Source organism: Rhodopila sp., from assembly GCF_965277165.1.
Lineage (GTDB): Bacteria > Pseudomonadota > Alphaproteobacteria > Acetobacterales > Acetobacteraceae > Rhodopila.
Genome location: NZ_CBDICE010000006.1, coordinates 1,742,824 through 1,768,760 on the forward strand (window position 1 = coordinate 1,742,824; position 25,937 = coordinate 1,768,760).

Annotated in this window: 25 protein-coding genes; 12 read left to right on the top strand and 13 right to left on the bottom strand. The window is 66.4% G+C overall.

From position 1 onward, the window contains the following. The first annotated feature begins 27 nt into the window (after positions 1-27). The 5 genes from ACQY4Y_RS20150 (at position 28) to ACQY4Y_RS20170 (ending at position 3,935) form a co-directional block, all read left to right on the top strand. A complete protein-coding gene (locus tag ACQY4Y_RS20150) occupies positions 28-1,398 on the top strand; it encodes an MmgE/PrpD family protein (protein ID WP_428492371.1) in 1,371 nt (456 codons plus the stop codon). 26 nt (positions 1,399-1,424) lie between these two features. Further along, on the top strand, positions 1,425-2,168 hold the full coding sequence (locus ACQY4Y_RS20155) for an SDR family NAD(P)-dependent oxidoreductase (RefSeq protein WP_428492372.1): 744 nt from the start codon (positions 1,425-1,427) through the stop codon (positions 2,166-2,168). Positions 2,169-2,196: 28 nt separating this feature from the next. Then, positions 2,197-3,084, top strand: coding sequence for an MBL fold metallo-hydrolase (locus ACQY4Y_RS20160; protein ID WP_428492373.1), 888 nt, complete (start codon positions 2,197-2,199; stop codon positions 3,082-3,084). A gap of 277 nt (positions 3,085-3,361) precedes the next feature. Beyond that, complete coding sequence (locus tag ACQY4Y_RS20165; protein ID WP_428492374.1) at positions 3,362-3,532, top strand: hypothetical protein; 171 nt, start codon at positions 3,362-3,364, stop codon at positions 3,530-3,532. A 130-nt stretch (positions 3,533-3,662) separates the two neighbouring features. After that, the gene (locus ACQY4Y_RS20170) at positions 3,663-3,935 is read left to right on the top strand and encodes a PEP-CTERM sorting domain-containing protein (protein WP_428492375.1); all 273 of its coding nucleotides are present in this window, start codon (positions 3,663-3,665) and stop codon (positions 3,933-3,935) included. Positions 3,936-4,158: 223 nt separating this feature from the next. Here the strand turns inward: ACQY4Y_RS20170 and ACQY4Y_RS20175 are convergent, their stop codons facing one another. The 3 genes from ACQY4Y_RS20175 to argH form a co-directional block, all read right to left on the bottom strand. Then, positions 4,159-5,118 (bottom strand): SMP-30/gluconolactonase/LRE family protein, encoded by a 960-nt coding sequence (locus ACQY4Y_RS20175; protein WP_428492376.1) that lies wholly within the window; start codon positions 5,116-5,118, stop codon positions 4,159-4,161. Between the two features lie 112 nt (positions 5,119-5,230). Further along, positions 5,231-5,377, bottom strand: coding sequence for an LPS translocon maturation chaperone LptM (lptM, locus tag ACQY4Y_RS20180; RefSeq protein ID WP_428492377.1), 147 nt, complete (start codon positions 5,375-5,377; stop codon positions 5,231-5,233). 101 nt (positions 5,378-5,478) lie between these two features. Continuing rightward, complete coding sequence (gene argH / locus ACQY4Y_RS20185) at positions 5,479-6,849, bottom strand: argininosuccinate lyase (protein WP_428493684.1); 1,371 nt, start codon at positions 6,847-6,849, stop codon at positions 5,479-5,481. Between the two features lie 72 nt (positions 6,850-6,921). Between argH and ACQY4Y_RS20190 the strand changes: the two genes are divergently transcribed. Together ACQY4Y_RS20190 and ACQY4Y_RS20195 are read left to right on the top strand one after the other, a co-directional pair. Further along, positions 6,922-7,518: a TlpA family protein disulfide reductase gene (locus tag ACQY4Y_RS20190; RefSeq protein WP_428492378.1), complete on the top strand. Its 597-nt coding sequence runs from the start codon at positions 6,922-6,924 to the stop codon at positions 7,516-7,518. A gap of 85 nt (positions 7,519-7,603) precedes the next feature. After that, positions 7,604-9,178, top strand: coding sequence for an FAD-dependent oxidoreductase (locus tag ACQY4Y_RS20195; protein ID WP_428492379.1), 1,575 nt, complete (start codon positions 7,604-7,606; stop codon positions 9,176-9,178). Between the two features lie 186 nt (positions 9,179-9,364). Here the strand turns inward: ACQY4Y_RS20195 and ACQY4Y_RS20200 are convergent, their stop codons facing one another. The 3 genes from ACQY4Y_RS20200 to ACQY4Y_RS20210 form a co-directional block, all read right to left on the bottom strand. After that, on the bottom strand, positions 9,365-9,664 hold the full coding sequence (locus ACQY4Y_RS20200; RefSeq protein ID WP_428492380.1) for a BrnA antitoxin family protein: 300 nt from the start codon (positions 9,662-9,664) through the stop codon (positions 9,365-9,367). After that, positions 9,621-9,917, bottom strand: a complete 297-nt coding sequence (locus ACQY4Y_RS20205; RefSeq protein WP_428492381.1) for a BrnT family toxin — start codon at positions 9,915-9,917, stop codon at positions 9,621-9,623. Before ACQY4Y_RS20205 ends, ACQY4Y_RS20200 begins: the two co-directional genes overlap by 44 nt. A 61-nt stretch (positions 9,918-9,978) precedes the next feature. Beyond that, a complete protein-coding gene (locus ACQY4Y_RS20210; RefSeq protein ID WP_428492382.1) occupies positions 9,979-11,124 on the bottom strand; it encodes a DUF2336 domain-containing protein in 1,146 nt (381 codons plus the stop codon). Between the two features lie 168 nt (positions 11,125-11,292). Here ACQY4Y_RS20210 and ACQY4Y_RS20215 point away from each other — a divergent pair, with 168 nt between their 5' ends. Further along, the gene (locus ACQY4Y_RS20215; RefSeq protein ID WP_428492383.1) at positions 11,293-11,964 is read left to right on the top strand and encodes a biliverdin-producing heme oxygenase; all 672 of its coding nucleotides are present in this window, start codon (positions 11,293-11,295) and stop codon (positions 11,962-11,964) included. A gap of 89 nt (positions 11,965-12,053) precedes the next feature. Here the strand turns inward: ACQY4Y_RS20215 and ACQY4Y_RS20220 are convergent, their stop codons facing one another. Together ACQY4Y_RS20220 and ACQY4Y_RS20225 are read right to left on the bottom strand one after the other, a co-directional pair. After that, a complete protein-coding gene (locus ACQY4Y_RS20220) occupies positions 12,054-12,440 on the bottom strand; it encodes a hypothetical protein (RefSeq protein WP_428492384.1) in 387 nt (128 codons plus the stop codon). 380 nt (positions 12,441-12,820) lie between these two features. Continuing rightward, positions 12,821-14,836 carry a protein-disulfide reductase DsbD family protein gene (locus tag ACQY4Y_RS20225; RefSeq protein ID WP_428492385.1) on the bottom strand — a complete coding sequence of 672 codons (2,016 nt, stop codon included), beginning with the start codon at positions 14,834-14,836 and terminating at the stop codon, positions 12,821-12,823. A gap of 127 nt (positions 14,837-14,963) precedes the next feature. Here ACQY4Y_RS20225 and ACQY4Y_RS20230 point away from each other — a divergent pair, with 127 nt between their 5' ends. From ACQY4Y_RS20230 to ACQY4Y_RS20240, 3 genes are all read left to right on the top strand, one after another. Further along, complete coding sequence (locus ACQY4Y_RS20230; protein ID WP_428492387.1) at positions 14,964-16,235, top strand: CaiB/BaiF CoA transferase family protein; 1,272 nt, start codon at positions 14,964-14,966, stop codon at positions 16,233-16,235. Between the two features lie 47 nt (positions 16,236-16,282). Then, the gene (locus ACQY4Y_RS20235; protein ID WP_428492388.1) at positions 16,283-17,935 is read left to right on the top strand and encodes a thiamine pyrophosphate-binding protein; all 1,653 of its coding nucleotides are present in this window, start codon (positions 16,283-16,285) and stop codon (positions 17,933-17,935) included. Positions 17,936-18,179: 244 nt separating this feature from the next. Then, positions 18,180-19,169 (top strand): hypothetical protein, encoded by a 990-nt coding sequence (locus ACQY4Y_RS20240; RefSeq protein WP_428492389.1) that lies wholly within the window; start codon positions 18,180-18,182, stop codon positions 19,167-19,169. On the opposite strand, the gene ACQY4Y_RS20245 is transcribed toward ACQY4Y_RS20240, so the two are convergent. The 4 genes from ACQY4Y_RS20245 to ACQY4Y_RS20260 form a co-directional block, all read right to left on the bottom strand. Further along, positions 19,145-19,546 carry a hypothetical protein gene (locus ACQY4Y_RS20245; RefSeq protein ID WP_428492390.1) on the bottom strand — a complete coding sequence of 134 codons (402 nt, stop codon included), beginning with the start codon at positions 19,544-19,546 and terminating at the stop codon, positions 19,145-19,147. The genes ACQY4Y_RS20240 and ACQY4Y_RS20245 overlap by 25 nt on opposite strands. After that, a complete protein-coding gene (locus tag ACQY4Y_RS20250; RefSeq protein ID WP_428492391.1) occupies positions 19,546-19,887 on the bottom strand; it encodes a type II toxin-antitoxin system Phd/YefM family antitoxin in 342 nt (113 codons plus the stop codon). Before ACQY4Y_RS20250 ends, ACQY4Y_RS20245 begins: the two co-directional genes overlap by 1 nt. Positions 19,888-19,969: 82 nt before the next feature. Continuing rightward, a complete protein-coding gene (locus tag ACQY4Y_RS20255; protein WP_428492392.1) occupies positions 19,970-21,505 on the bottom strand; it encodes a DHA2 family efflux MFS transporter permease subunit in 1,536 nt (511 codons plus the stop codon). A gap of 11 nt (positions 21,506-21,516) precedes the next feature. Next, positions 21,517-22,608, bottom strand: coding sequence for an HlyD family secretion protein (locus tag ACQY4Y_RS20260; RefSeq protein WP_428492393.1), 1,092 nt, complete (start codon positions 22,606-22,608; stop codon positions 21,517-21,519). A gap of 448 nt (positions 22,609-23,056) precedes the next feature. On the opposite strand from ACQY4Y_RS20260, the gene ACQY4Y_RS20265 reads away from it, so the two are divergent. Beyond that, positions 23,057-23,968, top strand: a complete 912-nt coding sequence (locus ACQY4Y_RS20265; protein WP_428492394.1) for a hypothetical protein — start codon at positions 23,057-23,059, stop codon at positions 23,966-23,968. A gap of 5 nt (positions 23,969-23,973) precedes the next feature. On the opposite strand, the gene ACQY4Y_RS20270 is transcribed toward ACQY4Y_RS20265, so the two are convergent. Further along, positions 23,974-25,821 (bottom strand): TRAP transporter large permease subunit, encoded by a 1,848-nt coding sequence (locus ACQY4Y_RS20270; RefSeq protein WP_428492395.1) that lies wholly within the window; start codon positions 25,819-25,821, stop codon positions 23,974-23,976. Positions 25,822-25,937 lie beyond the last annotated feature (116 nt).

The following is a 25,937-nucleotide window of genomic DNA, read 5'->3' on the forward strand; positions in this document are numbered from 1 at the left end:
AGCCATCGGCAACGAAACGGTGAAACCATGAACGCGATCAGCGACATCAAGTCCGGTTCGGGACTGACCCGAGCGCTCAGTGAGCAGGCGCGATCGCTGCGCTGGGACGATATTCCGGAACCGATCCGGTGCTGGGCGCGGCAGTGTGTGCTCGACACCATTGGCTGCGGCATCGCCGGCGCCGCCGACGACCTGGTTGCGATCCTGCTTGCCGAGATGGACGAACAGGGCGGCAAGCCGGAGGCCGCGGTGTTCGGCCATTCGGCGCGACTGCCTGCCGCCCAGGCCGCGATCGTCAACGGCGCCGCCGCCCACGCGCTGGATTTCGACGATGTCAACCTGGCGATGCCGGGGCATCCCTCGGTGGCGATCCTTCCCGCCCTGCTGGCGCTGGCCGAACAGCGCGGGGCCGGGGGCGCCGAGGTGCTGACGGCGTTCGTGGCGGGCTATGAACTGCAGTGCCGTATCGGCCGCTGTATTGCGCCGGGTCACTACGACGGCTTGGGCTTTCACGCCACCGCCACGGTCGGCAGTTTCGGCGCCGCGGCCGCCTGCGCCCATTTGCTAGGGCTTGACGCCGACCGCTTCGCCACCGCGCTGGGCATCGCCGGCACCCAGGCCGCCGGCCTGAAGTCGATGTTCGGCACGATGTGCAAGCCGCTGCACGCCGGCACCGCCGCCCATCACGGATTGATGGCGGCGAAACTGGCGGCCAGGGGCTTTTCCAGCCGCACCGACGTGATCGAGTGTGCCCAAGGGTTCGCCCGCACCCACAGCCCCGACTTCAACCCGCAACTCGCCCTGGAAACGCCCCCCGGCGGATGGTGGATCGCCGCCAACCTGTTCAAGTATCACGCCGCCTGCTACATGACTCATGCCGCTATCGAATCGGCGAGGCAGTTGCGCGAACAGCATCGGTTTGCCCCGGAACAGGTCGAGCGCATCGATCTGCGTGTGCAGGAATCCTGTGACCGGATCTGCAACATTGCCGCGCCCCGCACCGGCCTGGAGGCAAAATTCTCGCTGCGGCTGACCACCGCGATGGCGCTGGCGGGGGTCGATACCAGCCGGCTGTCCAGCTATTCCGACCAGGTCGCCGCCGACCCGGTGCTGGTGGCCTTGCGCGACAAGGTCTTGCTCGATCTGCGCACTGGCATCCCCAACACCTTCAGCGAGGTCGAGCTGTCGCTGCGCGACGGATCGAAGTTCACCGCCAGGCATGACGCCGGCATAGCCGCCACCGACATCGCCAAGCAAGGCCGCCGCCTGGAGGCCAAATTCGCCGCCCTGGCCGACCCGGTGCTGGGCAGCGCGAAGACCGCGACCCTGATCGCCGCCATCGCGCGACTGGACCAGTTGCCCGATCTGCATGCCATGATGGCTGCCTGCTCAGTCTGACCCGACATCGAAACGGAGTATCCGCGATGCGCCTGAAGGACAAAGTCGCCATCGTCACTGGCGGCGCCCATGGCATGGGCGAAGCCGAGGCCCGCCTGTTCGCCAAGCAAGGCGCCGCCGTGGTCATCGCCGACCTGCTGGCAAAGCAAGGCGAAGCCGTCGCCGCCGAGATCAACGCCATCCAAGGCCGCGCCCGCTACGTCGCCACGGACGTTACATCTGAAACCGACTGGCAAAGCCTGATTACCGAAACGATCGCGGCTTACGGCCGGCTCGACATCCTGGTCAACAACGCCGGAATCAGCGGCAGCGCGGTCGGCGACCCCGACGGCCTGGACGGCTGGCACAAACTGCTCGCGGTCAACGCCGCCAGCGTCTTCCTCGGCACCAAGCATGCCGCCGCCGCGATGATCCCGAACGGCCGCGGTTCGATCGTCAACATCTCCTCGATCATGGGCTTCGTCGGCGGGCCCGAAAGCCATCCCGGTTACGCCGCGTCCAAGGGCGCGGTGCGGCTCTACACCAAGGCGGCCGCGGCCAAATACGGGCCGTCCGGCATCCGGGTGAACTCGGTCCACCCTGGCTACATGCCGCCGATGCTGAACGCCACCAACGCCGCCGGCCGCGCCTCCAAGATCGAGGCCACTCCGCTGCGCCGGCTGGGTGAACCGATCGAGGTCGCCTACGGCGTGCTGTTCCTGGCCTCTGACGAAGCCTCTTTCGTCACCGGAACGGAACTGGTGATCGACGGTGGCTATATCGCCCAATAACCGAAGCACAGTAACCAGGAGACGCGCCATGGTTCAGGTCCCCAGCACGCAAATCCCCGGGGTCTATCACCGCCGCATCGGCGACATCGTCGTCACTGCGCTGTCCGACGGCTATCTCGATGGCACGGTCGAGGTGATGCAGAACATCGCCCCCGCGGAGGCGACGCGGATGCTTGCCGACAAATTCCGTTCCGGCCGGCGCACCTCGGTGAACTGCTACCTGGTGTATTCGGCCGGGCGATTGGCGCTGATCGAGACCGGATCAGGCGACTATCTGCTGCCCACCGCCGGGAAATTGCAGCAGAACCTGAAGGCCGCCGGCGTCAACCCGGCCGATATCGAGGCCGTTATCCTGACCCACATGCATCCGGATCACTCCGCCGGCCTGACCAACCCGAAAACCGGCGAAAAATTCTTCGCCAACGCCGAATTGGTGGTGCACGAGAACGAGCCCCGCCACTGGCGCGACGACGCCGCGATGAACCGCGCCGACGACCGCGCCCGCACGCTGTATTTCCAATGCGCGCGCGAACAGATCGCGCCCTACCACAACCAAACGCGGACGTTCTCGGGCGAGGTCGAGGTGTTTCCCGGCGTGACCTCGCTGCCGCTGCACGGTCACACACCGGGCCACTCCGGCTACAGGATTGCCTCCGGCGACAAGTCGCTGCTGATCTGGGGCGATATCATCCATGTACCCGAGGTGCAGGTGCCGCGCCCGGAGGTGACCATGGCGTTCGATACCGACCCTCAAGCCGCTGCCGCGACGCGCAGGCGGACGTTCGATATGGTGACCGCTGACCGGCAGTTGATCGCCGGCATGCATGTTCACTTTCCAGGTTTCGCCCATCTGGTGAAGCAGGGCGACGACTATCTGATGCTTCCCGAACCCTGGGATCAGGGGTTCGATGGGTAGGCGCCGGTGGTCGCGTTCGCCGGTAACGATCCGACGGCGGGGCAGGGGTCCTGGGCCCGCGCGCTGACCTTGAGTCGGCTTTTCGGGCCGTCGATATAAAATACATAAGTATGCCGTCGGCTTTACAAACGTCGTTCATACCATTGAAATAACGACTCATAATGATATGAAATCATAAAGCAATCGTAGTTGGCACCCGGCTTGCTGTTACTCTGACGAGCCACCGACGGCTCGTTATGGAGAAACCAGTCATGACCTCGCGCCCAATCATCGCCCGGTGCGCCGCCGCTGCCCTCAGCGCTGGCGCGTTCGCCGCGCGCCAGCCCATGCCACGGTGTTTGCCGGTTCGATCACCCTGACCGACACCACGGCCCATGACCCGCTGAACTTTTCCGGCAGCGGCAGCTTCACCTTGACGCAGACCAGCCTGAACACCTCGACCCATTAGGACGACGTCGCGACCTTATACTCTGGATCCGACCAAGGCGGGTCTCTACGACGACCAGATCGAAGCCACCTTCGATTTCACCCAGCCGGACACTCAAAGCGTTACCCATAGCCGTGCTGCCACTGATCTGGTGTTCAATGTGTTCGGCGTAGTTGGCTCGGGCGGCGCCATCACCTGGAACAAGCCGAATCCGTTCCTCATCGACTTCGCCACCGGCGACGAAATCAGCCTCACACTTGATGCCGGCATTTTTGGCCAGGGTGGCTACGCCAATACCGGCGATCTTTCGGTCGAAGTCAAACAGACCAAGGTGCCGGAGCCAATGTCGCTCTCGTTGCTCGGTGCCGGCCTCGGCGTCGTGGTTTCCCGCCGCCGCCCGCGCGCGATGGCAGCTACCGCCTGACGACCAGACGGGGTGCGGAGAATTGTCCCCACCCCGCATTCGTGGCCCCAGATGATCGGACCCACTCACGCCGTTCGTCCCTTATGCGACGCTAGACCATTTCCAGCGTGACTGTGCATGCTGGGAATGGTCTAGCGCTTTGTTTTGTCGTTGACTGACGCGCCTCGCACGTACAGCGCGTCCTTCGGAAGACGAACGTTCCGCCGAAGTCATGCTCCATGCATTACCCCCCAACCGCCCCCTGCGCCTCGACATACAGAGAATAAACCGACTGACTCGCCGCCATGAACAGCCGGTTCCGCTTGCGTCCGCCGAAACACACATTGGCGCAACGCTCCGGCAGCAGCACCCGTCCGATCAGCGTGCCGTCCGGGGCAAACACCGCCACCCCATCCTCGCCCTCCCCGCCCGAGAACCCGCACCACACATTGCCCTCGGTATCGCAACGGATCCCGTCCGCCCAGCCAACTCCGCCGAAGAACACCCGCCCATCCGTCACCCGCGTCCCGTTATCGACAACGTCATAGACGAAGGTGCTCTTCGCCCCCTCGTTCGGTGTATCGACCACATACAGCCGCGATTCATCCGGCGAGAAGCAAAGCCCGTTCGGCCGCGCCATGTCGCCCACCGCGATGGTCAGTGTCGCGCTGTAAGGATCGTAACGATAAACCCAGAACGGATGCTCTTGCGGCGCGGTATGCCCCAGATAATTCCCCCGCGTGCCGGCGCCGTTGTCGCTGAACCAGATGGTGCCGTCAGACTTCACCACCACATCGTTCGGCCCGGTCAGCTTCTTGCCTTGCCACTGATCCGCCAGCACCACCACCGACCCGTCGTACTCGGTCCGCGTCAGCCGCTGCGTGTCATGCTCGCAGGTGATCAATCGCCCCTGACGATCCCGCGTATTGCCGTTGGCATAGTGCGAGGGGTCGCGAAACACGCTGATCCCGCCGGTGGTTTCGTCCCACCGCAGGATGCGATCGTTGGGAATGTCGGAAAACAGCAGATAGCGGCCGTCACCGAACCACACCGGCCCCTCGGTAAAGTCGAACCCGGTGGCGATCCGGCGGACGCCGGTATTGGCGATGAAAATCTTCTGGAACCGCTGGTCCAGCACGGCGACGCTTGGGTCTGGATAACGGATCGGCCCCGGCATGTCCCAGCGCGTCGGTGATTCTGCCATGTTGCGTTCCCTTTCTGCGGCCGGGTCGAGCAGCCTGTCTCTCCCAGCCAGTCCCCCCGGACTTGCTTCTCGGGCTTGCTACCCCCGACCTTGCACTCCCCGGATCCAAACCTCAGCGCGTCGGATAGGTCTTCGGATAGATGATGTCAGCCGGCGGCCCGGGCGGGTCGGGCGGCCCCTTTTTGCCGCACCCCGCCAACAGCCCAACCGCCACCACCCAAGCCATCACCGCCCCCGCCTTCAGGCTTCGCGCCCTCAAGCTTCGCGCCCTCAAGCTTCGCGCCCTCAAGCTTCGCGCCTTCAGGCTTCGCGCCTTCAGGCTTCGCGCCCTCAGGCCCCGCGCCTTCAGGCCTCCCACCCTCATGCCAACGCCTCCAGCCAGCGCGCCGCCTGCGCCGCCACGTTCGCCGGCGCCGTGCCGCCCAGGCTGGTCCGCGACGCCACCGAGGCCTCCACCGTCAGCACCGAGAACACCGCCGCGGTGATCGCCGGCTCGACAGCCTGCATCTCGCCCAGCGACAACCCGGCCAGATCGACCCCACGCGCCTCCGCCACCGCCACCAGCCGCCCAGTGACATGATGCGCATCGCGGAATGCCAGCCTGGGCACCCGCACCAGCCAGTCCGCCAGATCGGTCGCGGTGGCGAACCCGTCGGCTGCGGCCGAGCGCATCCGCGCAACGTCGGGCGTCATGTCGCGCACCATCCCCGCCGTCGCCGCCAGCGACAGCGCCCACGCCTCGGCGGCGTCGAACACCGGCTCCTTGTCCTCCTGCATGTCCTTGGCATAGGCCAGCGGCAGCCCCTTCATCACCGTCAGCAGCGCCACCAGCCCACCCGTCACCCGCCCGGTCTTCGCCCGCACCAGCTCCGCCGCGTCCGGATTGCGCTTCTGCGGCATGATCGAGGACCCGGTGGTGAACCCATCCGACAACCGGATGAACCGGAACGGCGCGCTGCACCAGATCACCATCTCCTCCGCCAGCCGCGACAGATGCACCGCCCCGATCGCCGCCGCCGCTAGGAACTCCAGTGCGAAATCCCGGTCCGACACCGCATCCAGGCTGTTCGCCGTCGGCCGATCAAACCCCAGCGCCGCCGCCGTCATCTGCCGGTCGATCGCAAACGACGTCCCCGCCAGCGCCGCCGACCCCAGCGGGCAGGCGTTCAGCCGAACCCGGCAATCCGCCAACCGCCCCCGATCCCGATCCAGCATCTCCACATACGCCAATAAATGATGCCCGAACGTCACCGGCTGAGCCGTCTGCAGATGGGTGAATCCCGGCATCGGATCGCCGGCATGTTGCGCCGCCCGCCGCGCCAGCGCCGCCATCACGTCGCCAATCTGCCCGGTCAGCCCGTCGATCGCATCGCGCACCCACAGCCGCAAATCCGTCGCCACCTGGTCGTTCCGGCTCCGCGCGGTATGCAGCCGCTTCCCCGCTTCACCGATCCGCTCGGTCAACCGAGCCTCGATGTTCATGTGGATATCTTCCAGCGCGGCGTCGAAGCCGAACCGCCCAGCCTCGAGTTCCCGCCCGATCGCCTGTAGACCGGCATCGATCGCACGCTCATCTTCCGCGCTGAGCACCCCGATCTTCGCCAGCATCGCGGCATGGGCGCGCGAGCCGCGAATATCCTGCCGCCACAGCTTGCGGTCGAACCCGATCGAGGCGTTGATGTCTTGCATGATCACCGACGGTCCGCCGGCGAACCGGCCGCCCCACTGCATGTTGGCCGGCTCGTTGACCCGATCCGACGGCAGGCGATCAGGGGTATCGGTCACGCAGGGGGTTCCAACTCGATGATGATTCAGCAGGGGATGATTCAGCAAGGGACGATCCAGCGGATGACGATCCGGCGCCGGCCTTTCCTGGCGCTGGCCTCCGCCACCCTTACCACCGCGGCGTTGGCGCGCAAACCACGCGCCGCCACCCTGCCACCGCTGTCCGAGGGCCTCGATCCGGTCTCGCCGCCACAGGATCCCCCGGACGGGGTGTTCGTTGGCGCGGACGGCACCAGCCATCGCCTGGCCGACTTCAAGGGCCGCGGCATGGTGGTCAACATGTGGGCCACCTGGTGCGCCCCCTGCGTCGCCGAGATGCCGTCGCTGCAGACCCTGTCCGAAGCCTTGGCACCCAAGGATATCGCCGTGCTGCCGCTGTCCTCCGATCGCGGCGGCGCCGCCGCGGTGCAGGCCTGGTACAACGCCCACGACATCACCGCGCTGCCGGTGCTGCTCGACCCCAAGGGCGCGCTCGCCCGGGCGTTCGGCGCAGGCGGCATCCCCACCACCGTGATCATCGACACTGCCGGCAAGGTCGTCGCCAGGCTGGAGGGCGCCGCCGACTGGTCGGCCCCCGTGGCCCAGGCGCTGGTCCAAAAGCTGGTCGCCGGCTGACCGAGCACCCGGCAACGTATCCACGCGCCGTCCGTTATCTCCCGAACCACTATTGCCCGAACCACCGAACGGCAGGACCCAGCGCATGCCCGAACACCACGTCGCCTCCCTGACCGACCTGGCCGACGGCGCCATGCGCACCATCGAGGTCGAGGACCACCCGATCCTGCTGATCCGCGAAGCACAGACAGTGCACGCCATCGGCGCCGTCTGCCCGCACGCCGGCGCCCCGCTCGACCAGGGCATCCGCAACGCCGGCCGCATCGTCTGCCCCTGGCACAAGGCCGCCTTCTGCATCCGCACCGGCGCCCTGCTCGACCCGCCCGCCGTCGATCCGCTGCCACGCTACGACGTGCGCATCGACGCCCAGCGCATCCTGCTCAGCATCCCCCCAGCCGAACCCGCCAGCCCGACCCTGCCGCCCGACCGGCGCAGCTTCGTCATCATCGGTGCCGGCGCCAGCGGAGCGCTCGCCGCGCAGACCCTGCGCGAAACCGGCTTCAACGGCCGCGTCATCATGCTCGATCGAGACAACCGGGTGCCCTACGACCGCACCGTGCTCAGCAAATATACCCTCTCCGGCGAACCCAACGCCGAAAAATCGCCGCTGCAATCCCAATCCTTCTACCGCCAGCACCAGATCGAGCGCCGCACTGCCCGGGTCACCCGCCTCGATGCGACGCAAAAGCGCGTCGACTGCGCCGACGGCAGCAGTCTGACCTACGACGCCGCCCTGCTCGCCACCGGCGCTGACCCCGTCCTGCCGAAGCTGCCCGGCGCCGACCTGGGAAACGTCTTCCTGCTGCGCCGCCGGTCCGACGCCGAGGCCATCCTGGCGCAGGCCGAATGCAGCCAGCGCGCCGTCGTCCTGGGGGCCAGCTTCATCGCCATGGAGGTCGCCGCCAGCCTGCGCGAACGCGGCCTCGACGTCACCGTTGTCGGCCAGGAGACCGTCCCGTTCGCCAAGCAGCTGGGCGAGCGGATCGGCAACGTCTTCGTCGGCCTGCATCGCAGCAAGGGCGTCGAGTTCCGCTTGGGCCAAAAAGTCCAGGCGCTGCAGGGCGAAAGCAACGTCCAGGCGGTGATCCTGGCCGACGGCCAGCGCCTCGACGCCGACCTCGTGGTGATCGGCTTCGGCGTCCAACCGGTTACCGGTTATCTGCAAGGCGTGCCGCTGAACCCCGACGGCAGCGTCACCGTCGATGCCACCCTGCGGGCCGCCGACGGGCTCTACGCCGCCGGCGATATCGCCCGCTTCCCGCTGCACGGCGACGGCCCGCCAATCCGCGTCGAGCACTGGCGGGTCGCCCAGCAGCACGGCCGGATCGCGGCCCTGAACATGGCAGGGAACATGGCAGGGACCATCGCAGGGCAGGGGGCCCGCTACGACGCGACCCCGGTGTTCTGGACCATCCAGTATATGAAACGACTCGACTACATCGGCCACGCCGCGAACTGGGACGACATCATCATCCACGGCGATCTGGAAAAACCGGAGTTCCTTGCCTACTACGTAAAGAATGGCCGGGTCATCGCCGCCGCCGGCCTGGATCGCGACCAGGATACCGCCGCTCTGATCGAACTGTTCAACCAGCGCCACGACTGGACCCCCGACGCCCTCGGCGCCACTCCCGCCGAACGTTTCAAAACGCCCCGTTAAAACCATCACGAACCAAGCGGCGTCCGCCGTTCCTTGAAAAATTGGAGCGCCGCGGATATCAGTACAATATAGAAATCAATATGCGTTTCGCCTGGCGATGGAAAAACCTTGGAGCCCTTGTGGCTATCGGTCCCGATTATGAAACTTATGTTTGCAACCACCATCGTTTTCGCAGAATTGAAGGGGCTAGCAGACAGCGCCCCCCGGCATATGCTCCCGCAGCACCTGGTTCATCAGCGCCTGCCATCCCGGACCGCTCCGTCGGTAAGCATCCAGCACATCGGCATCCAGGCGCAGCGTCTGGTTCACCTTCTTGTCTGGCTTGGCCGGTCGCCCAGGACCCCGGCGCAGCATCTCAGCGGCTTCGGGACCAAACACTTCGGCAAACACTTCCAACGCAGGACGCGCATTGCGAATCTGTTCCCGCGTCCATTCTGGATTTTCATCGTCGGGACGGGATACCCGGTCGTCGTCTTTCTTCGCCATACCGCTGAACCTCCCTCTTATTGGCCTTGCGGAAACTGATCACGTGGACGGCCTCATCCCGGTAGGTCACCACCGCCGCATGCAGGCGCAGGCCGAGAAACGCCAATACGCCCAGTCTCCGCTCGCCATAGTTGAACCGAACGTCTTCCCACACCACCGCCGTCCCCCAATCAAGCTCATCCACCAGCTCGAACGACAGCCCCCGCTCCGCGATGTTGCGCGCGTTCTTCGCCGGGTCGAACGTTAAGTGCATTCGCTACATCCGAACCCAAGCCGCGTCAATAATTTCCGCTACAGCGATAATACGCCCGAGGTCACCCTACCGAAGCGGGCACCGTGCCACCATGACCACCCGGCGCGCCCACCAGCACATCGCCCAGCTTCTCCAGCAGATAATCCGCGTCCGCCGCGTCCACCGCCTCCACCTGCGTCAGCACCCGGCTGATCACCCGGCCGCGGAATCGCTCCAGGTCACGGTCCCCGCCGTCGAACCCGGTCTCGTCCACCACATCCACCGCCGCCCGCACCGCCTCGAACAGCGCCTCGGGCAGCCCCGCGCGCTTATAGATCGCAGCCAGCCCGCGCCGGCTCGGTTCGTGGATCAGGATCTGCGCGTTGTCGACCGGAATGTCGTTCCGCACCGCCAGCGCCGCCTCAAAAAACCCGATATCCCCGCTGCACAGCGCCCGCAGGATCAGCGACGGGGTCAGCCGCCCGTTGCGATGCATTTGCGCAATCATCTGCCGCAGTTCCTCGTCCGAGGCGCCGGCACTCAACCGGATGATCCCCTGCTCGCGCGAAGCCAGCACGATGTTGGCCGCCGTCGCCGGAGCCAGATCGTGCGCCTTCACCAGATGCGCCTGCAACGCCTTCGAAACCATCGTGACCATGCGCTCGGCGACCGTGATCGGCAGCTTCTCCCGCAACACCATCGCCTGCTTGACCCTGTCGCTGCCGGCGAACCGGGTCGCCGCGCGATGCAGCGTGTCCTCGGCGATGTTTGCGCTGTTGTTCGCCATCAGCACGACCACCGCCGGCTCCTCGCCATGCCCCACCAGCACATCCGCCACCGCTTCGGTCAGGCCAGCACGGCTCGCCACCGCCTCCTGCTTCAGCGATGAACCGCAGCGTACGATCTCGATCAGGTCTTCATCCGTCAGGACCACCGAATCGGCCAGCACCGGCAACGCCACGAACTCGACATCGTCGGCCAGCTTGCGCGCGATCTGGCGCGGCAGAAGCGGCGAGTGGCGCAGCGCCCGAGCCAGCGAAGCGCGCACCTCCTCGGCCACGTCACGCGCCAGGATGCCGACGATTTCCTGCGCCAGCCTGACCTCGCCCGCGGTCAGCCCGTTGGCCGACAGACCCGCCGCCAGCTTGCCCGCCAGTTCGGCGCGCACCTCGGGCGAGGGCTCCGCCATCAGCCGGGCGACATCCTTGGGGGAAAGAGCGACAGCCATGCAATCCTCGTGGTGGACACTGATTCGCCCCAGTGTCGGGCCGACAGATGAATAACCGGTTAACTCCCCCGAACCCCGTACCGCCATCACATCACCCCGGCAATGGCATGATGCCGCGAAGCTCGGTAGAACAGTCCGCGGCAGCCTGGATCCGGCCGCGATAACGCCATGGATGAACCAAGCTTGCAGCAAGCCTTGCCCGCCGCGCCGCCATCCCGCCAGCCGACGCCTATCCCCGACTCGGCCCGCGCCGCGCTCCGGCGCGCCACAGACGCAGTCCACACACGGCTTCATCGCCTCCCGGCCCTCGACTGCCTGGCGACCGGCCAGATCGACCGCGCCGCCTATCGCCGCCTGCTGGCCCGTCTTTGGGGCTTTCATCGCCCGATCGAGCACCGGCTGCGCGCCGCGCCCTGGCCTACCGCCGCCCTGTTGATGCCGCAACGACGACGCGCCCACCTGCTGCACCAGGATCTTCGCGCCCTCGGCGTGGCCTCGGCCGAGATCGCCGACCTGCCGCGGATCTCCATCGATCGCCTGCCGGCACTGACCGATGCCGCCCGCTTCCTCGGCTGTCTCTACGTGCGTGAGGGCGCCACGCTGGGCGGCCGAGTCCTCGCCGCCGCCCTCGACCCACTGCTCGGCCGCGCCACGCTCAGCGGCAGGCGCTTCCTGCTCGGCACCAGCAACGACCCGGCACTATGGCGCCTGCTGTGCGAGGCGCTGGAAACCGTCGAACCGAACAACCGCGACGGCTTGATCGCCGGCGCCAGCGAAACCTTTGCCGCGCTGGAGGCCTGGCTCGACTTGGCGCCACCAACAGGCAACCCGGTGATCTGACCCGGCCCGCGATCCCGACCAGCCCGCTGTCACGGCTTCGATCGACTCCTCGTCAATCGGACCCGTGCGGGTGACAGGCAAACCGGTATCTACCAACCGGGACCGGGACCATAACCCACGATGTAGCCAGGTCCCCACGGACCCCAGGCCCCCCAGTTCCAGGCGGGATCGGAATACATCTGCGCCGTCAGTTCCTGCTGATCGGCAAGACGCTGCTGCTGAATATGCAGCATGTACTGACTATAGGCCTGTTGCGATCCGACATACAGACAGTCACACACCAGCGGATCGGCGTACACATAGTTCACGGTACTACCGTGTGCGCGCTGAATGAAGCGATGCGGCGGCAGCCGGTTCAGCATCGCTTGACGTTCCGGCGTATTGGCCGGCCGAACGATAAACCCAGCCGCAGCCAGATTGTCCTCGTGCTGGGTTACCGTCTGCTGCGGCGTGGCGCAGCTGGCCAGCGCAAGCATGCCAAGCGCAGTGACAACTGATCTCAATCCGATGGCGCTGTTGCCGCCGACACACCGCAGTATGCTTGGACCCATCGTTTCCCTCCGTCCTCGCTGCGTTGCTAACTCACTGTCACAGACCAGTCCACCCCAGCGCTCCTCCCCATATCGGCTGGTGCAAACACGATACGCGCCTCGAAGCGGATACAGCGCATCCGGCACCCGGTTGCCGCCCCAGCCGACGGCGCCTAGGAGCGGCAGACCTTTCGACCGCAAGACCTGGATCGGAAGGCGGCGAGTGTGAGATCGGTAGCAGGTGGCCATTTGGCCGAATTCGTCATCGGTGGAAGCCGGAACAATGCAGGGGCCGTCCTTGACGCACCCGTCCTGAACGCGCCCACCTAAGACGTCCGCAACAACCCCAACACCCTCCCCTCGGTCAAAATCTGCGGCAGCACCTCGGGCCGGCCCCCACCCGCCGGAAAGAACACATATAGCGGCACCCCATCCCGCCCGTTCTGCCTCAGGAACGCGGTGATCGCCGGGTCCTGCTGCGTCCAGTCCCCCTTCAGATAGGTCACGTCATCAGCGGCAAACGCCTGCTTCACCGCATCCGTCCCGATCGCCACCCGCTCGTTCACCAGACAGGTCACGCACCACGCTGCCGTCATGTTCACGAACACCGGCTTGCCCGCCGCCCGCAGCGCCGCCAGCCGCTCCGGCGTGAACCGCTCGGCCGAGGTCTCCGCGGCCGCCCCGACGGGTGCCGTCGAGATCCCGCTCAACACCGCCAGCGCTGCCAGCACCGCCACGATCGCCACGCTCTGCCCGATCCGCCGGCGCTGCGCCGCGGAGCCCTGGGTGGTGCCGAACACCCAGGCCGCGAACCCCACCAGCACCAGCCCCGCCGCCGTCGCCAACACCCCGGTCGGCCCCGCCTCCTGGCTGACGACCCACACCAGCCACGCCGCCGCGCCATACATCGGGAATGCCAGACCCTGCTTCAGCACCTCCATCCAACGCCCCGGCCTGGGCATCAGTCGCCCCAGCCCAGGCAGCGAGGCCAGCGCCACATACGGCGCCGCCAGTCCCAGACCCATGATCGCGAACACCAGCAGAGTGACCGCCGGGGGCGCCGCCAGTCCCGCCGCCACCGCCACCCCCATGAACGGAGCGGTGCACGGCGTCGCCACCAGCACCGCCAGCAGGCCGGTAAAGAAACTCCCCGCGGCGCCCTGCCGCTCGGTCAACTGGTTACCGGCCCCGGCCAGCCCGGCGCCGACCTGGAATACCCCCGACAGATTGAGCCCGACCGCGAACAGCAGCCAGGTCATCGCCGCCACGAACACCGGCGAGGAGAACTGGAACCCCCATCCCGCCGCGGTCCCCGCCGCCCTGGCCGCCAGCAACGCCCCGGCCAGGGCAACGAAGGTCACCAGCACCCCAGCGGTGTACCAGACCGCGTGCCCACGCCCGCCATGCCCCCGTACCGCATGCTGGGCCAGCGCCACCGCCTTGATCGCCAAGATCGGGAACACGCAGGGCATCAGGTTCAGGATCAGCCCGCCCAGGAACGCAAACACCAGGATCTGCCCGAGCGGCGGCATCGCCGCCGGCGGCGGTGGCCCTGGTTCGGCGTTCACCGCCGCATCCACCTGCATCCCGGCCCGGTCACGCACCGACAGCACGCCCGACAAGGGCTTCGTCGCGTCGAACCCCGGGGCCGGCCGCAGCGCCAGCGTGAACCCGCCGCTGCGCACCGACAGAGGCTGCGCCGCATCGTCCTGGATGCGCCCCGGATCATCCGGAATGAACCAAGCATCGGTCACCGTCGCCGTGGTCAGCTCCGGCCCCTGCACGAACAGCGTCCCATCGGGCGAAATACGCGCCTTCCACGGCAGCGTCCGAGGCACGGCGGCGTCATGCGCCGCGAACAACCCGGCCTGTGCGGACGGGTGCGGTGTCCCCAGCGGCAGGTTCAAGGAGAAATCACCCTCCTCCGGCACGCAGATGTCCTTGCACACCAGCCAGCGCGCGTGCGCCCTGATCTGCCCGGTCGTCGCGGTCACCGTCACCGGCAGCACCACATCGCCGGTGTAGGCGTAGGTCATCACCGGTCCCTCGGACACTCGGCGCGGCGTCGGCCAATCGATCGCCGATTGCTTGACCCCCGCGATCGTCAGCTCCGGAGCCACCCCCGCGTCGCCCGGATTCTTCCAATAGGTGTGCCAGCCGGGCGCCATCCGCAGCCGCAGCCCGACCCGGAACGGCACCCCCGGCCGCATCGCGTCGGTCTCGCTGACCAGCGTCGCCACCACGCGCTTGCTGCTGACCGCGGCGCTCTCCAGCGCATCCGCCGGCCGCCCCGCCAATGCGCCCAACGCCACCACCAGCAACGCCACAACAAGCCGTCTCATGCCGTCTCCGCCCGTCGTCAACCGCGCTGATATGCCCCCGCCACGTCGCCGGCGCCAGTCGTGGGGCTTACCCTCGCGGATTTTTCGCTCTAGCGTTTCACCAACACGACAGCAGGGGAAACCGTGCATGACAACTACCGCCCCAGGCGCTGATGGCGCCAACGGATTCGGCAGCGACTGCCTCGCCGGTGTCCGCGTGCTCGACCTTACGCAATTCGAAGCCGGTCCCTCCTGCACCGAAACCCTCGCCTGGCTCGGCGCCGAGGTGGTCAAGGTGGAAAACCCCAAGGCCGGAGACCCCGGCCGCTCGCTCGGCGGCACACCCGGCCAGGACGACCCCTACTTCCTCAATTTCAACGCCAACAAGAAGTCGCTCAGCGTCAACCTGAAGGACCCGCGTGGCCTGCAACTGGTCAAGGACCTCGCCGCCAAGGCCGACGTGCTGGTGGAGAATTTCGCTCCCGGCGCGATCGAGCGGCTTGGCCTCGGCGCCGACGTAATCCGAGCGGTGAACCCCTCGATCATCTATTGCCAGGTGAAGGGCTTCGGCGAGGGCAGCCCATACGAAAAGAACCTCGCCTTCGACATGATCGCGCAGGCCTGCAGCGGCATCATGAGCACCACCGGCGAACGTGACGGCCGGCCGCTGAAACCCGGCCCTTCGCTGGGCGACACCGGCACCGGCATGCTGCTGTCGATCTCCATCCTCGGCGCGCTGTATCGCCGCAAGACCACGGGGCAGGGCGATCATCTGCAGGTCGCCATGCAGGACGCCATGCTGCACTACATGCGGATCGCATTCTCCTACCAGGCGCGCACCGGCAAGGCCGCACCGCGTGCCGCCGACAGTTCGGTGTCCGGAGGCAACCCGCCGATGGGCACCTTCCCCACCAAGGGCATCGGACCCAGCGAAGGCGGCGGCCTCAACGACTACGTCTATATCTACACCTCGCGCGCCAACCCGGAACACTGGCGCCGGCTGCTGGCGGTTATCGGCCGCGAGGACCTGGTCGGGGACCCGCGCTACGACAGCCCGGCCGCCCGGTCGGAACGTGCGGCCGAGGTCAACGAGATGATCGCCGCCTGGACCCGCCAGCACACCAAGCACGAGGCGATGCGGATCGTCGGCGCCGCCGGCATCCCCGCCGGGGCGGTGCTCGACACGCTGGAACTGACCAACGATCCGACGTTCGAGCAGCGCGGCATCATGCAGACCATCGACCACCCGGTGGTTGGCCCGTTCAAGATGGTCGCCTGGCCGGTGCGCTTCTCCGGCCACACCCCGCCGGTCAAGCCGTCTCCATTACTTGGGGCGAACAACACCGACGTGCTGACCAACTGGCTTGGGCTCGATGCCGCCGGCGTGGGCGACCTGCGCGGCGACAACATCATCGGCTGACCGCGACGCTGGGAACCCGCGATCGGCAACCTTAGGGAGAACACGACATGGCGGAACTCACCGGCTCGGAAATCATCGCCCGATGCCTGCAGAAAGAAGGGATCACCGATCTCTTTTACATCATGGGCGGGCCGATGCTGCTGGCCGAAGCCACCTGCGTCAAGCAAGGCATCCGCATGATCGATGTGCGCCACGAACAGGCGGCGGCGTTCAGTTGCCAGGCCTATAGCCGGCTGAAACAGGTGCCCTCGGTCTGCATGGCCGCCTCCGGTCCGGGCGTCACCAATCTGATCACCGGCATGGCCAACGCGCTGGTCGACTGCTGCCCGGTGGTCGCACTCGGCGGATCAAGCCCGCTGACGCAGTTCGGCCGCCAGGTGTTCCAGGAAATCGACCAGGTCGAACTGATGCGCGGCTGCTGCAAATACGTCGACCGGCTGATCAACCTCAAGCGCATCCCGCAGCAGATCAACTTCGCCCTGCAGAAGGCGATCAGCGGCAAGCCGGGTCCGGTCTATCTCGATTGCCCCGGCGACATGCTTTACCAGAAGATCGACGAGAACCTGGTGGACTGGAGCTTCGCCGGCCGCCCGATCCTCGACAGCCGTCCGATGGGCGACCCACGCCAGGTCGACGCCCTGATCGGCGCCCTGGCCGAGGCAAAAAATCCGCTGATCGTATCAGGCTCCGGCGTGATCTGGTCGCGCGCCTGGGCCGAAATGCAGGCCTTCGTCGAGGCCGCCGGCATCCCATTCTACACCACCCCGCAAGGCCGCGGCGTCGTCCCCGACGACCACCCATACTGCTTCCTGTCAATGCGCTCCGCCGCCTTCAAGGACGCCGACTTGATCATCGTGCTCGGCACCCGCATGAACTACATCATCGGCCACGCCAGCCCGCCACGCTTCGGACCCTCGGCGAAAATCGCCCGTATCGACATCGATCCATCCGAAATCGCCATGGCCGCCCGCTACGTCGACATCCCCATCGTCGGTGACTGCAAGGCAGTGCTGGGGCAACTGCTGCAGGCCATCAAGGGTCGCATCAACCCCGACAAATACGCCGGCTGGCGCAAGCAACTGGCCGACGGCGAGGCGGCGAAACGATCCTCCGCCGGTGCCAACAAGCTACAAGAGGACGGCGACATCCATCCCGTGCGTATGCTCGAAGCGGTGCGCGACTTCGCCAGGCGGGATGCCATCCTGTGCGTGGACGGGCAGGAGACGTTGAACTTCGGCCGCCTGACCATGCCCACGTTCTCGCCGGGGCATCGGCTGAATTCCGGACCGTTCGGCACCATGGGCGTCGGCATGCCGTTCGGCGTCGGCGCCAAGGTCGCCTGCCCCGACAAGCAGGTGATCGTGGTGCACGGTGACGGCTCGATGGGCCTGAACGCCATGGAGCTCGACACCGCGATCCGCCACAAGATCCCGATCCTGGTGGTGATCAGCCTGAACGGCGGCTGGACCGGAGACCCCAAGCGCGAGAAGCCCGGCCGCGATCTTGGTTACACCCGTTACGACAAGATCTGCGAAGCGCTCGGCGGCTACGGCGAGTACATCACCAAGGCCGAGGACATCCGACCCGCGCTGGAACGCGCGCAGAAGAAGGTCGACGAAGGCATGGTCGCCCTGGTCAACGTCCGCACCGATTACCGCGCCCGCTTCGCCGGCGTGGCGTTCTCCGATTACTCGACCTAGGCGGGCTTTTGAGGTCCGCCGTATCCAGCGGCGGACCGAGGCGATCGGGCACGCAGCGAACAGCGCATCCGGATTGGCGTTACCGGGCCGGCCCGGTAACCCAGTAAAGCGGCAGGCCAGCAATTGCGGGCCGTTCGTTATGTCTGATAGGCTACAACGCGATATAAAGCCAAAATCCAAAAGTCAACGATACCAAGCACCGACGCAAAAAAAATCGGGCAAAAAACATCGGAAGGAAACATCAATGCATCGAGTCGAACATCGATCCCGAATCGCCCGCCCCTGGCACATCATCGCCGCCGCGACGCTGGCCACCGGCTGGAGCGTAAGCGCGCTTGCCGCCCCGCAGACCGTGACCCTGCCCGGCAATCAGGCCTACCCCGAAAGCGTGACATCCACAGCGGACGGCACGCTCTATGTCGGCAGCTTCGCCTCCGGCGGAGTGGCGCGAGTCCGCCCCGGCCAGTCCCAGGCCGAATCCTGGATCAAGCCCGGCGCGTTCGACACCAGGTCAACGCTTGGGGTGTTGGCGGATGAACGCTCGAACACACTCTGGGTCTGCTCCAACGATCTGTCCGCGATTGGCGTTCCAGGGCCGTCAGCGGCCAAGGGCAGTGCGTTGAAAGGCTTTGACCTTGCCACCGGCCAGGGCAAGATCAGCGCGCAACTGCCGGGCCCGCACACCTTCTGCAATGACATCGCGGTCGGGGCCGATGGGTCGGCCTACGTAACCAATACCGCCGCCCCACAAATCCTGCGGCTGCGGCCTGGCGACAAGCAGTTGCAGGTATGGGCAACCGACCCCGCGTTCAACCCGCCGGCCAAGGGCGGCGGCCTGGATGGACTGGCCTTCGGCACCGACGGCAACCTTTACGTTGACACCTTCACCAAGGCCGAACTGTTCCGCGTCGAGGTCAAGGACGGCAACGCCGGCACCATAACCAGGCTTCAGCCGTCCCAGAAACTGGCGCTCACCGATGCGTTGCGGCCGGACCCGAGCGGCGGATTCCTGATGATCGAAAGCTCCGGGAAACTCGATCATGTAACGATCGAGGCCGACAGGGTGACCGTGCACACGCTCAAGGACGGCTATTCTGGCCCAACCGGCGTGACCCCGGTCGGCCACACCGCCTGGGTATCGGAGGGCCAGCTCGGCTATCTATTGGATCCTGCTAAGAAGGGGCAGTCGCCGCGGCTTCCGTTCAAGCTCTACGCGGTGGATCTAGCCCAATAAAAACAATATCCCCGGCACTTCACCACACCGTCGTCACCCCATAGGCCGGAAACACGGCATCGTTGGTGATGACGGTCAGTCCGGTGCGCAACGCGGTGTGCGATCGACATGCGATCCATCGGATCGCGGCGATGCGGCGGCAGGGCGTTCGCGGCCTCGGCATCGCCGCACAGCAACGTCACCTCGCGAAGCCCCAGTTCCGCGAGGTGTTTCGCGAAACTACCTCTCTCGGTCGGCAGCGGCGGCAGCTTTCCGCCCGCCACATTAAGGCTCAGTTCCCATTCATCGGCCCGCATCGCGTCCATGCCTGCGCGGCCCATCGTTCGTCCGCCGCCGCCGAAATACGCCAGCAACGCGCACGCGTCGGCGATGAACATCAAGCCCAGCCTTCGTCCTCGATCTCCCGCTCGGTCATCGGGTCAAGCGCGGTGGGATCGAAGACATAGCCTTCCCACCCCGGATGCCCGCGCCACAAGCCAGGCTCGCGGCCAATTACCGGGTCGACCGGCGATAATCGGGCAACCGGAACGCCGTTGCGCGCGATCACCACGTCTTCTCCGCTTTCCACCGCGACCAAAAGCTGCGAAAGCGTCGACTTCGCTTCATGGACGTTTACGGTCTTCATCGCAGGCTTTCCCACGGCATCATCGCTTCTGATTGGACCGGTCATGCCGAGTGAATCGTTGTTTCTGGCGCGGGATTGAGTGATCGCGCGCATGATTTACGCGCCTTGAACGTTCCGCCCAAGCGCAGATCATCCGGCCAAGCAGCGGATCACCCGCGCACCACGGCCTGCGTGCTCAATCGATCACCGCCGGATGATCCGAGGTGGCGCCGCTGCCCTTCTTCGACCCCCGCATCAGGAACAGCAGCAGCAACATCGGCATCGAAAGCAGCATCATCAGCTTCCAGTCGTTGTTGTAGGAGATGATCTGGGCCTGATGGTTCAGCATCCCGTTCAACACCTGCGCCGCCTGCGGCGTGTTCGGCATCAGGCTGGCATCGGCGCCCTGGAATGCCCGGTTCAAGGGCGTCACGAATCCCGACAGCACCGAGTGCTCGATCTGGTTGTTCTGTGCCACCAGCGCCCCGGTCACCGAGATACCGATCGCGCTGCCGACATTGCGCAGCAGGCTCAGCAGCGCGGTACCCTCGGTGCGCAATGCTGGTTCAAGCGTGGCGAACGCGATCACTTGCAGCGGCACGAAGACAAAACCGAGCCCAGCTCCCTGCAGCATAGTGTTCACCACCACCGTCATGTCCGACACCGCCGGAGTCCAGCCGGTCATCCGATACAGGCTGTAAGTCAGGATCATGACCCCCACGCCGATCAAGATCCGAGCGTCCACCTTGTTCGACAACCGCCCGGCGACCATCATCGCCGCCATCGTGCCGATGCCGCGCGGTGCCATTGCCAGCCCCGCCGTCTCCACCGGGTAATTGGCCAGATCCTGCAGCCACGGCGCCAGCAGCGCAGAGACCGCGAACAGCACCATGCCGACCGCGAACATCACCACCAGCCCGGCCGACAGGTTGCGGTCCTTGAACACCCTGGGCGTAATGAACGGCTTCTCCGCCGTCAGCATGTGGACGATGAACAGGTAGAACCCAAGCCCGGCCATGGTTGCCTCGATGATGATCTCGGTCGACCCGAACCAGTCCATCGTTTCGCCGCGATCCAGCATCAACTGAAAGCCGCCGATGCCCAGCGCCAGCACGCCGAAGCCGATCCAGTCGAACTTCATGCCCGTACCGGGCGCGGTCTTCGGCAGGAACGCCGCCATGCCGGCGCTCGCCAGGATGCCGAACGGCAGGTTGACGAAGAACACCCAGCGCCAGTTGTACAGTTCGGTCAGGTAGCCGCCCAAGGTCGGGCCCAGAATCGGCCCGACCATCACCCCCATGCCCCAGATCGCCATCGCCGATCCGCGCTTCTCGGGCGGATAGATGTTCAGCATCGTCGATTGCGACAGCGGCACCAGCGCCGCGCCGAAAACCCCCTGCAACAGCCGGAACGCCACCATCTCGGTCAACGTCCCCGCCACCCCGCACAGCATCGAGGCCACGGTGAACCCGATCATCGAGATCATATAGAGGTTCTTCAGCCCGAACCGCGCCGATAGCCAGCCTACTGGAGCAGTCATGATCGCCGCGGCGGTGATATAGGACGTCAGCACCCAAGTGATCTGATCGGAACTGGCCGACAGGCTGCCCTGCATGTACGGCAGCGCCACGTTGGCGATGGTCGAATCCAGCGACTGCATCAACGTCGCCATCATCGCGCACACGGTAATCAGCCCGCGATACGGAACCACTTCTTCTTGCCGGCCGGACATCGGAGCGCGCCCTAGAACAGGTCCGACAGCGTGCGGACGTGACCGGTGTCGATGTCGATATCGGCGCTCATGCCAGCCCGCAGCGGCGGATCGCCAGGCTTCATGTCAACCCGCACCCGAACCGGAATCCGCTGCACCACCTTCACCCAGTTGCCGGAGGAATTCTCCGCCGGCAGCAACGAGAAGTTCTGGTCCGTCGCCGGCGCCACGCTCTGCACCGTGCCCTTCCATCTGCGCCCCGGGTAAAGGTCGAAGCTGACGTCGACCGGATCGCCGTTCTTGGCATAGGTGAGCTGAGTCTCCTTCGGCTCCGCCTCGACCCAGACATGATCGGTCGATACCAGCCCGAACGCCGCGCTGCTGGCGCCGAGATACATGCCAAGCTGCAGCTTGTTCACCTGGGTGACGATCCCATCATACGGGGCCCGCACAACCGAGTGGTTCTTCTCCCGCTCGGCCTCGGCCACCGCAGCCTGCGCCTGCTTGAACGACGGCATATCGGCGGTGGCGATCTCGGGGTTGCCGTCCAACTTGGCCAAAAGCGCCCGCGCCTGACTCTCCGAGGCGCGCACCGCCTGCTGGTCGGCGGCCAGCTTGTAGCGGGCGTCGTCGGTCTCTTGCTGGGTCACCGCATGGGACTTCATCAGCGCGGAGTAGCGGCCATAGGTCGCCTGGTCGGCGTTGACCTGCTGCTGCTTGGCACCGGTGTCGCGCAGTGCCGCCTGATAATCCGCCTTCGCCGCCTCGATGTTCAGCCGCGTCTGATCCAGGTTGGCCCGCGTGTTGTCCAGCGCGATCTGGAATTTCTGCGGATCGAGGCTGAACAGCACCTGACCCTTGGTCACCGCCTCTCCCTCGTGCACCGGGATCGAGGCGACGATGCCGGACACGTCGGTGGACAGCACCATGCTGTCGGCCTGCACATAGGCGTCGTCGGTATCCACCCAGCGCCCGCTGGACAGCCAGTAGAGGCCGCCGCCGATCACCACCGCCACCACCCCGCCGGCCATCAGGCCCCAGCGCAGCAGCTTCTTGCGCGATCTTGCCCGCGACGCCGGCCGGGTAGCGATATCTTCGCGAAAGGTGGTGGTAGCTTGAGACATGGTCAGGCGAATCCGATTGTACACGGTGATGATCGTAAGCTAGCTTATTATCGTCCGATCTCAAGTCTTGTTGCTATGCACAATTGCGTTGCCACCGGTGCGAGACCTGCGGGTCTGCCGTGCTCCGCCTGTCGCACGCCCCAGCCGCGAAGCAACGCCCGGTTCGGCCAGACACACTTAGGACGTGCCCGCTTAGGACGCCCGAAAACCATTTGCCGGAACCATTTGCCGGAACCGTTTGCCGGAACCATTTGCCGGTCCTGGACTGCCGGCCTCCGTCGCCCGCAATGACCCGTGCACCGTAACGGAAAGGCACCAGCCAAGATCGTTTGCGGCCAAAATCACTCGCGGCCAAAATCATGGGTCCAGATTCTTGTTGTGTTCCTACGGGACCTATAGTAGTTAATATGGAACGAAAACAGAACTCCAGCTTAAGGATCTCGTATCCATGGCCCTAGCGACTACCACCGATCAGGCGACGACCGATCAGGCGACGACCGCTCAGGCGACGACCGCTCAGGCGAGGGCCGCTCAGGCCACGACCGAATGCGTCATGCAAACCATCCTTGATTTCCTGCTGCCGTTCTTCCTGGCCGCCGCCGGCGGCAATCCAGTGACCGCGCGCGCCGCGATCCGCCAGCTCATCGCCGCCCACAATGCGGTGGACGCCACCGAACTGGACCTCGCCGGCCGCATCGTCGGCTTCAGCATCGCCGCTCTGGATAACCTCAGGCTGTCGATGGCTGCCGACCTGCCGGTCACCAGGCTGCTGCGCTACCGCGGCAACGCCGTCAGCCTGAGTCGCGCCTCCGACCAAGCCCGCAAGGCGCTCGCCGCGCTGCGCGCAAACCCCGATCAGCCACACAAGATGCCGCGCCCCTCGGTGGCCCCAGCGCTCTCACCGCCCGCGCCATCCACGCCAGTTCCATCAACCCCATTCAGCGTCGCCGCAACCTGCTCCGCCCAATCCAATGCCGCCCCGCCACGTGCCATCCCTTCTATCAAGGCAATCGCCGCCCCTCCGGCGCCCGCCCCTCTGGCATCCGCCCAGCCCACATCTGCTCCGCCCACATCTGCTCCGCCCGCATCTGCTCCGCCGCCAGCCGCCCTGGCCGCATCTGCCTCGTCCCGCGCCACCTCCGCATTGACCAACAGCCGCGCAGCCAACCCGGCGCCGCTGGACATCGAGGCGATGAAGCGTGACGCCCGCATGCTGATGAACGCGTTCTCCAAGCAAGGCGCGTCATCCGCCGCGTCGATACCGGCGATCGCCGATCCCGCGACCCTGGCCGCGGCAGCCGCCCGAGCCGCAGTCGCTGCCACACGTCGGCCGAACCTCGGCAGTGCCCAAGGCGCATAGCAGCGCTACAAAAACCCCACACTGAGCCAAGGCACCGCCGCCACCACCAGCAGACCCGCCAGGACCGCCAACAAGTACGGCCAGATCGACCGCATCGCCGCATCCGGCGATACCCGCCCGATCGCGCAGGCAGCGTAATAGCCAACCCCGAATGGCGGCGCGAACAGCCCGATCCCCATCGCCAGGATCACCACCATCGCGTAGTGTATTTCGTTGATCCCGACTTGGCGGGCCAAGGGAAACAGCAGTGGCCCGAACAGCACGATGGCCGGAATCCCCTCCAGCACACTGCCCAGCACGATGAAGGCGACCACCGAAACCGCCATGAATCCCGCCGCCCCGCCCGGCATCGAGGTCATCGCCGCCGCCAGTTGGCGAGAAAATCCAGACTGGGTCAGCGCCCAGGCCATCGCCGTCGCGGTGCCGATGATCAGCAGGATGGCGCCCGACAGCGCCGCCGTCTCCACCAGCATCGGATATAGCCGCCGCCAGGCAAACTGCTGATAGATCAGCAGCCCGACGATCACCGCATAGACGATGCCGATGGTGGATACCTCGGTCGCCGTCGCCACCCCCTCGATCACCGCGCTGCGGATCACCACCGGCAGCACCAGCGCCGGCAGCGCCACCACGAAGGCGCGCCCGATCGTCCGCCACGGCGGGCGTGCCACCCCGGCCAGGTTCTCCCGCCGGCCGCGAAGCCGCGCGATCACCGCCAGCGCCACCGCCAGCACCGCGGCCGGCACCAGCCCACCGGTGAACAGCGCCGCGATCGAGACCCCGGTGACCGACCCGATGGTGATCAGCACCAACGAGGGCGGGATCGTCTCGCTCATCGCCCCCGACGCCGCCAGCAGCGACACCAGCTCGCCCTCGTTGAACCCGCGCCGCTTCATCTCCGGAAACAGCACCGGCGCCACCGCCGCCATGTCCGCCGCTTTCGACCCCGAGATCCCCGACACCAGATACATCGCCCCCAACAGCACGTAGGACAGCCCGCCACGCACGTGTCCCAGCAGCGCCGACAGGAATCCCACCATCGCCCTGGCCATGCCGGTCATCTCGATCAGCAGCCCCAACAGCACGAACAGCGGCACCGCCAGCAGGATCAACGAGCTCATGCCCTCGTCCATGCGCGAAACCACTACGCTCAGCGGCGTGCGGGTCAGCGTCGCCAGGTAGGCCAGGCTCGCCAGTCCGAAGGCAAAGCCGATCGGCACCGACAGCAGCACCGCCGCGCCCAGCAGCGCGACGAAGAACAGCACCAGGTTCCAGTTGCCTAAGCCGCTCAGCCACGGCGCAGCGAAATGCAGTATCACCGCCAGCCCGACCACCGCCGCCACCCCGAAGGCCGCGTCCGCCCATGACAGCCGCAGCAGCCGCGACAGCGCGGTGATCACCATGAGCACCGCGCCCACCAGGATCGCCACCGCCCGATAGGTATCGTGAATCCCCAGCGCCGGCGTCGTGATGTACCACTGGTCGGAGGCATAGTCCCACGCCGAGGGCACCACCATCAGCAGGAACACCGCGACCGAGGCCGCCGCCAGCGCCTCGCACCGAACCCGTCCCGCCGCCGACATGGCGCCCACCACCGCGGTCAGCCGCATGTGCTCCGATCGCTGCAGCGCGATCACGCTGCCCAGCATCGCCAGCCACAGGAACAGCATCGAGGCCAGCTCGTCGGTCCAAACCAGCGGCGCGTGCAGCACATAGCGAGCCATCACCCCGGTGAACAGCACCACCACCTCGGCCATCACCAGCACCGCCGCCGGGACCTCGGCGATCAGCCGCAGCGCCCGATCGATTCGCGCCGCGGCCAGACCCCGCGCCGCGACGCCCGCGGTGTCCATCACCGCCCGTCGCCCCTCGTCCCCGCGCCCCTCTTTCCTGCGCCCCTCGTCCCCGCGCCCATCAGACCGCCGCCCATCAGCCTGCAGCCCATGACAGGCTGGCGCTCACCCCGAAC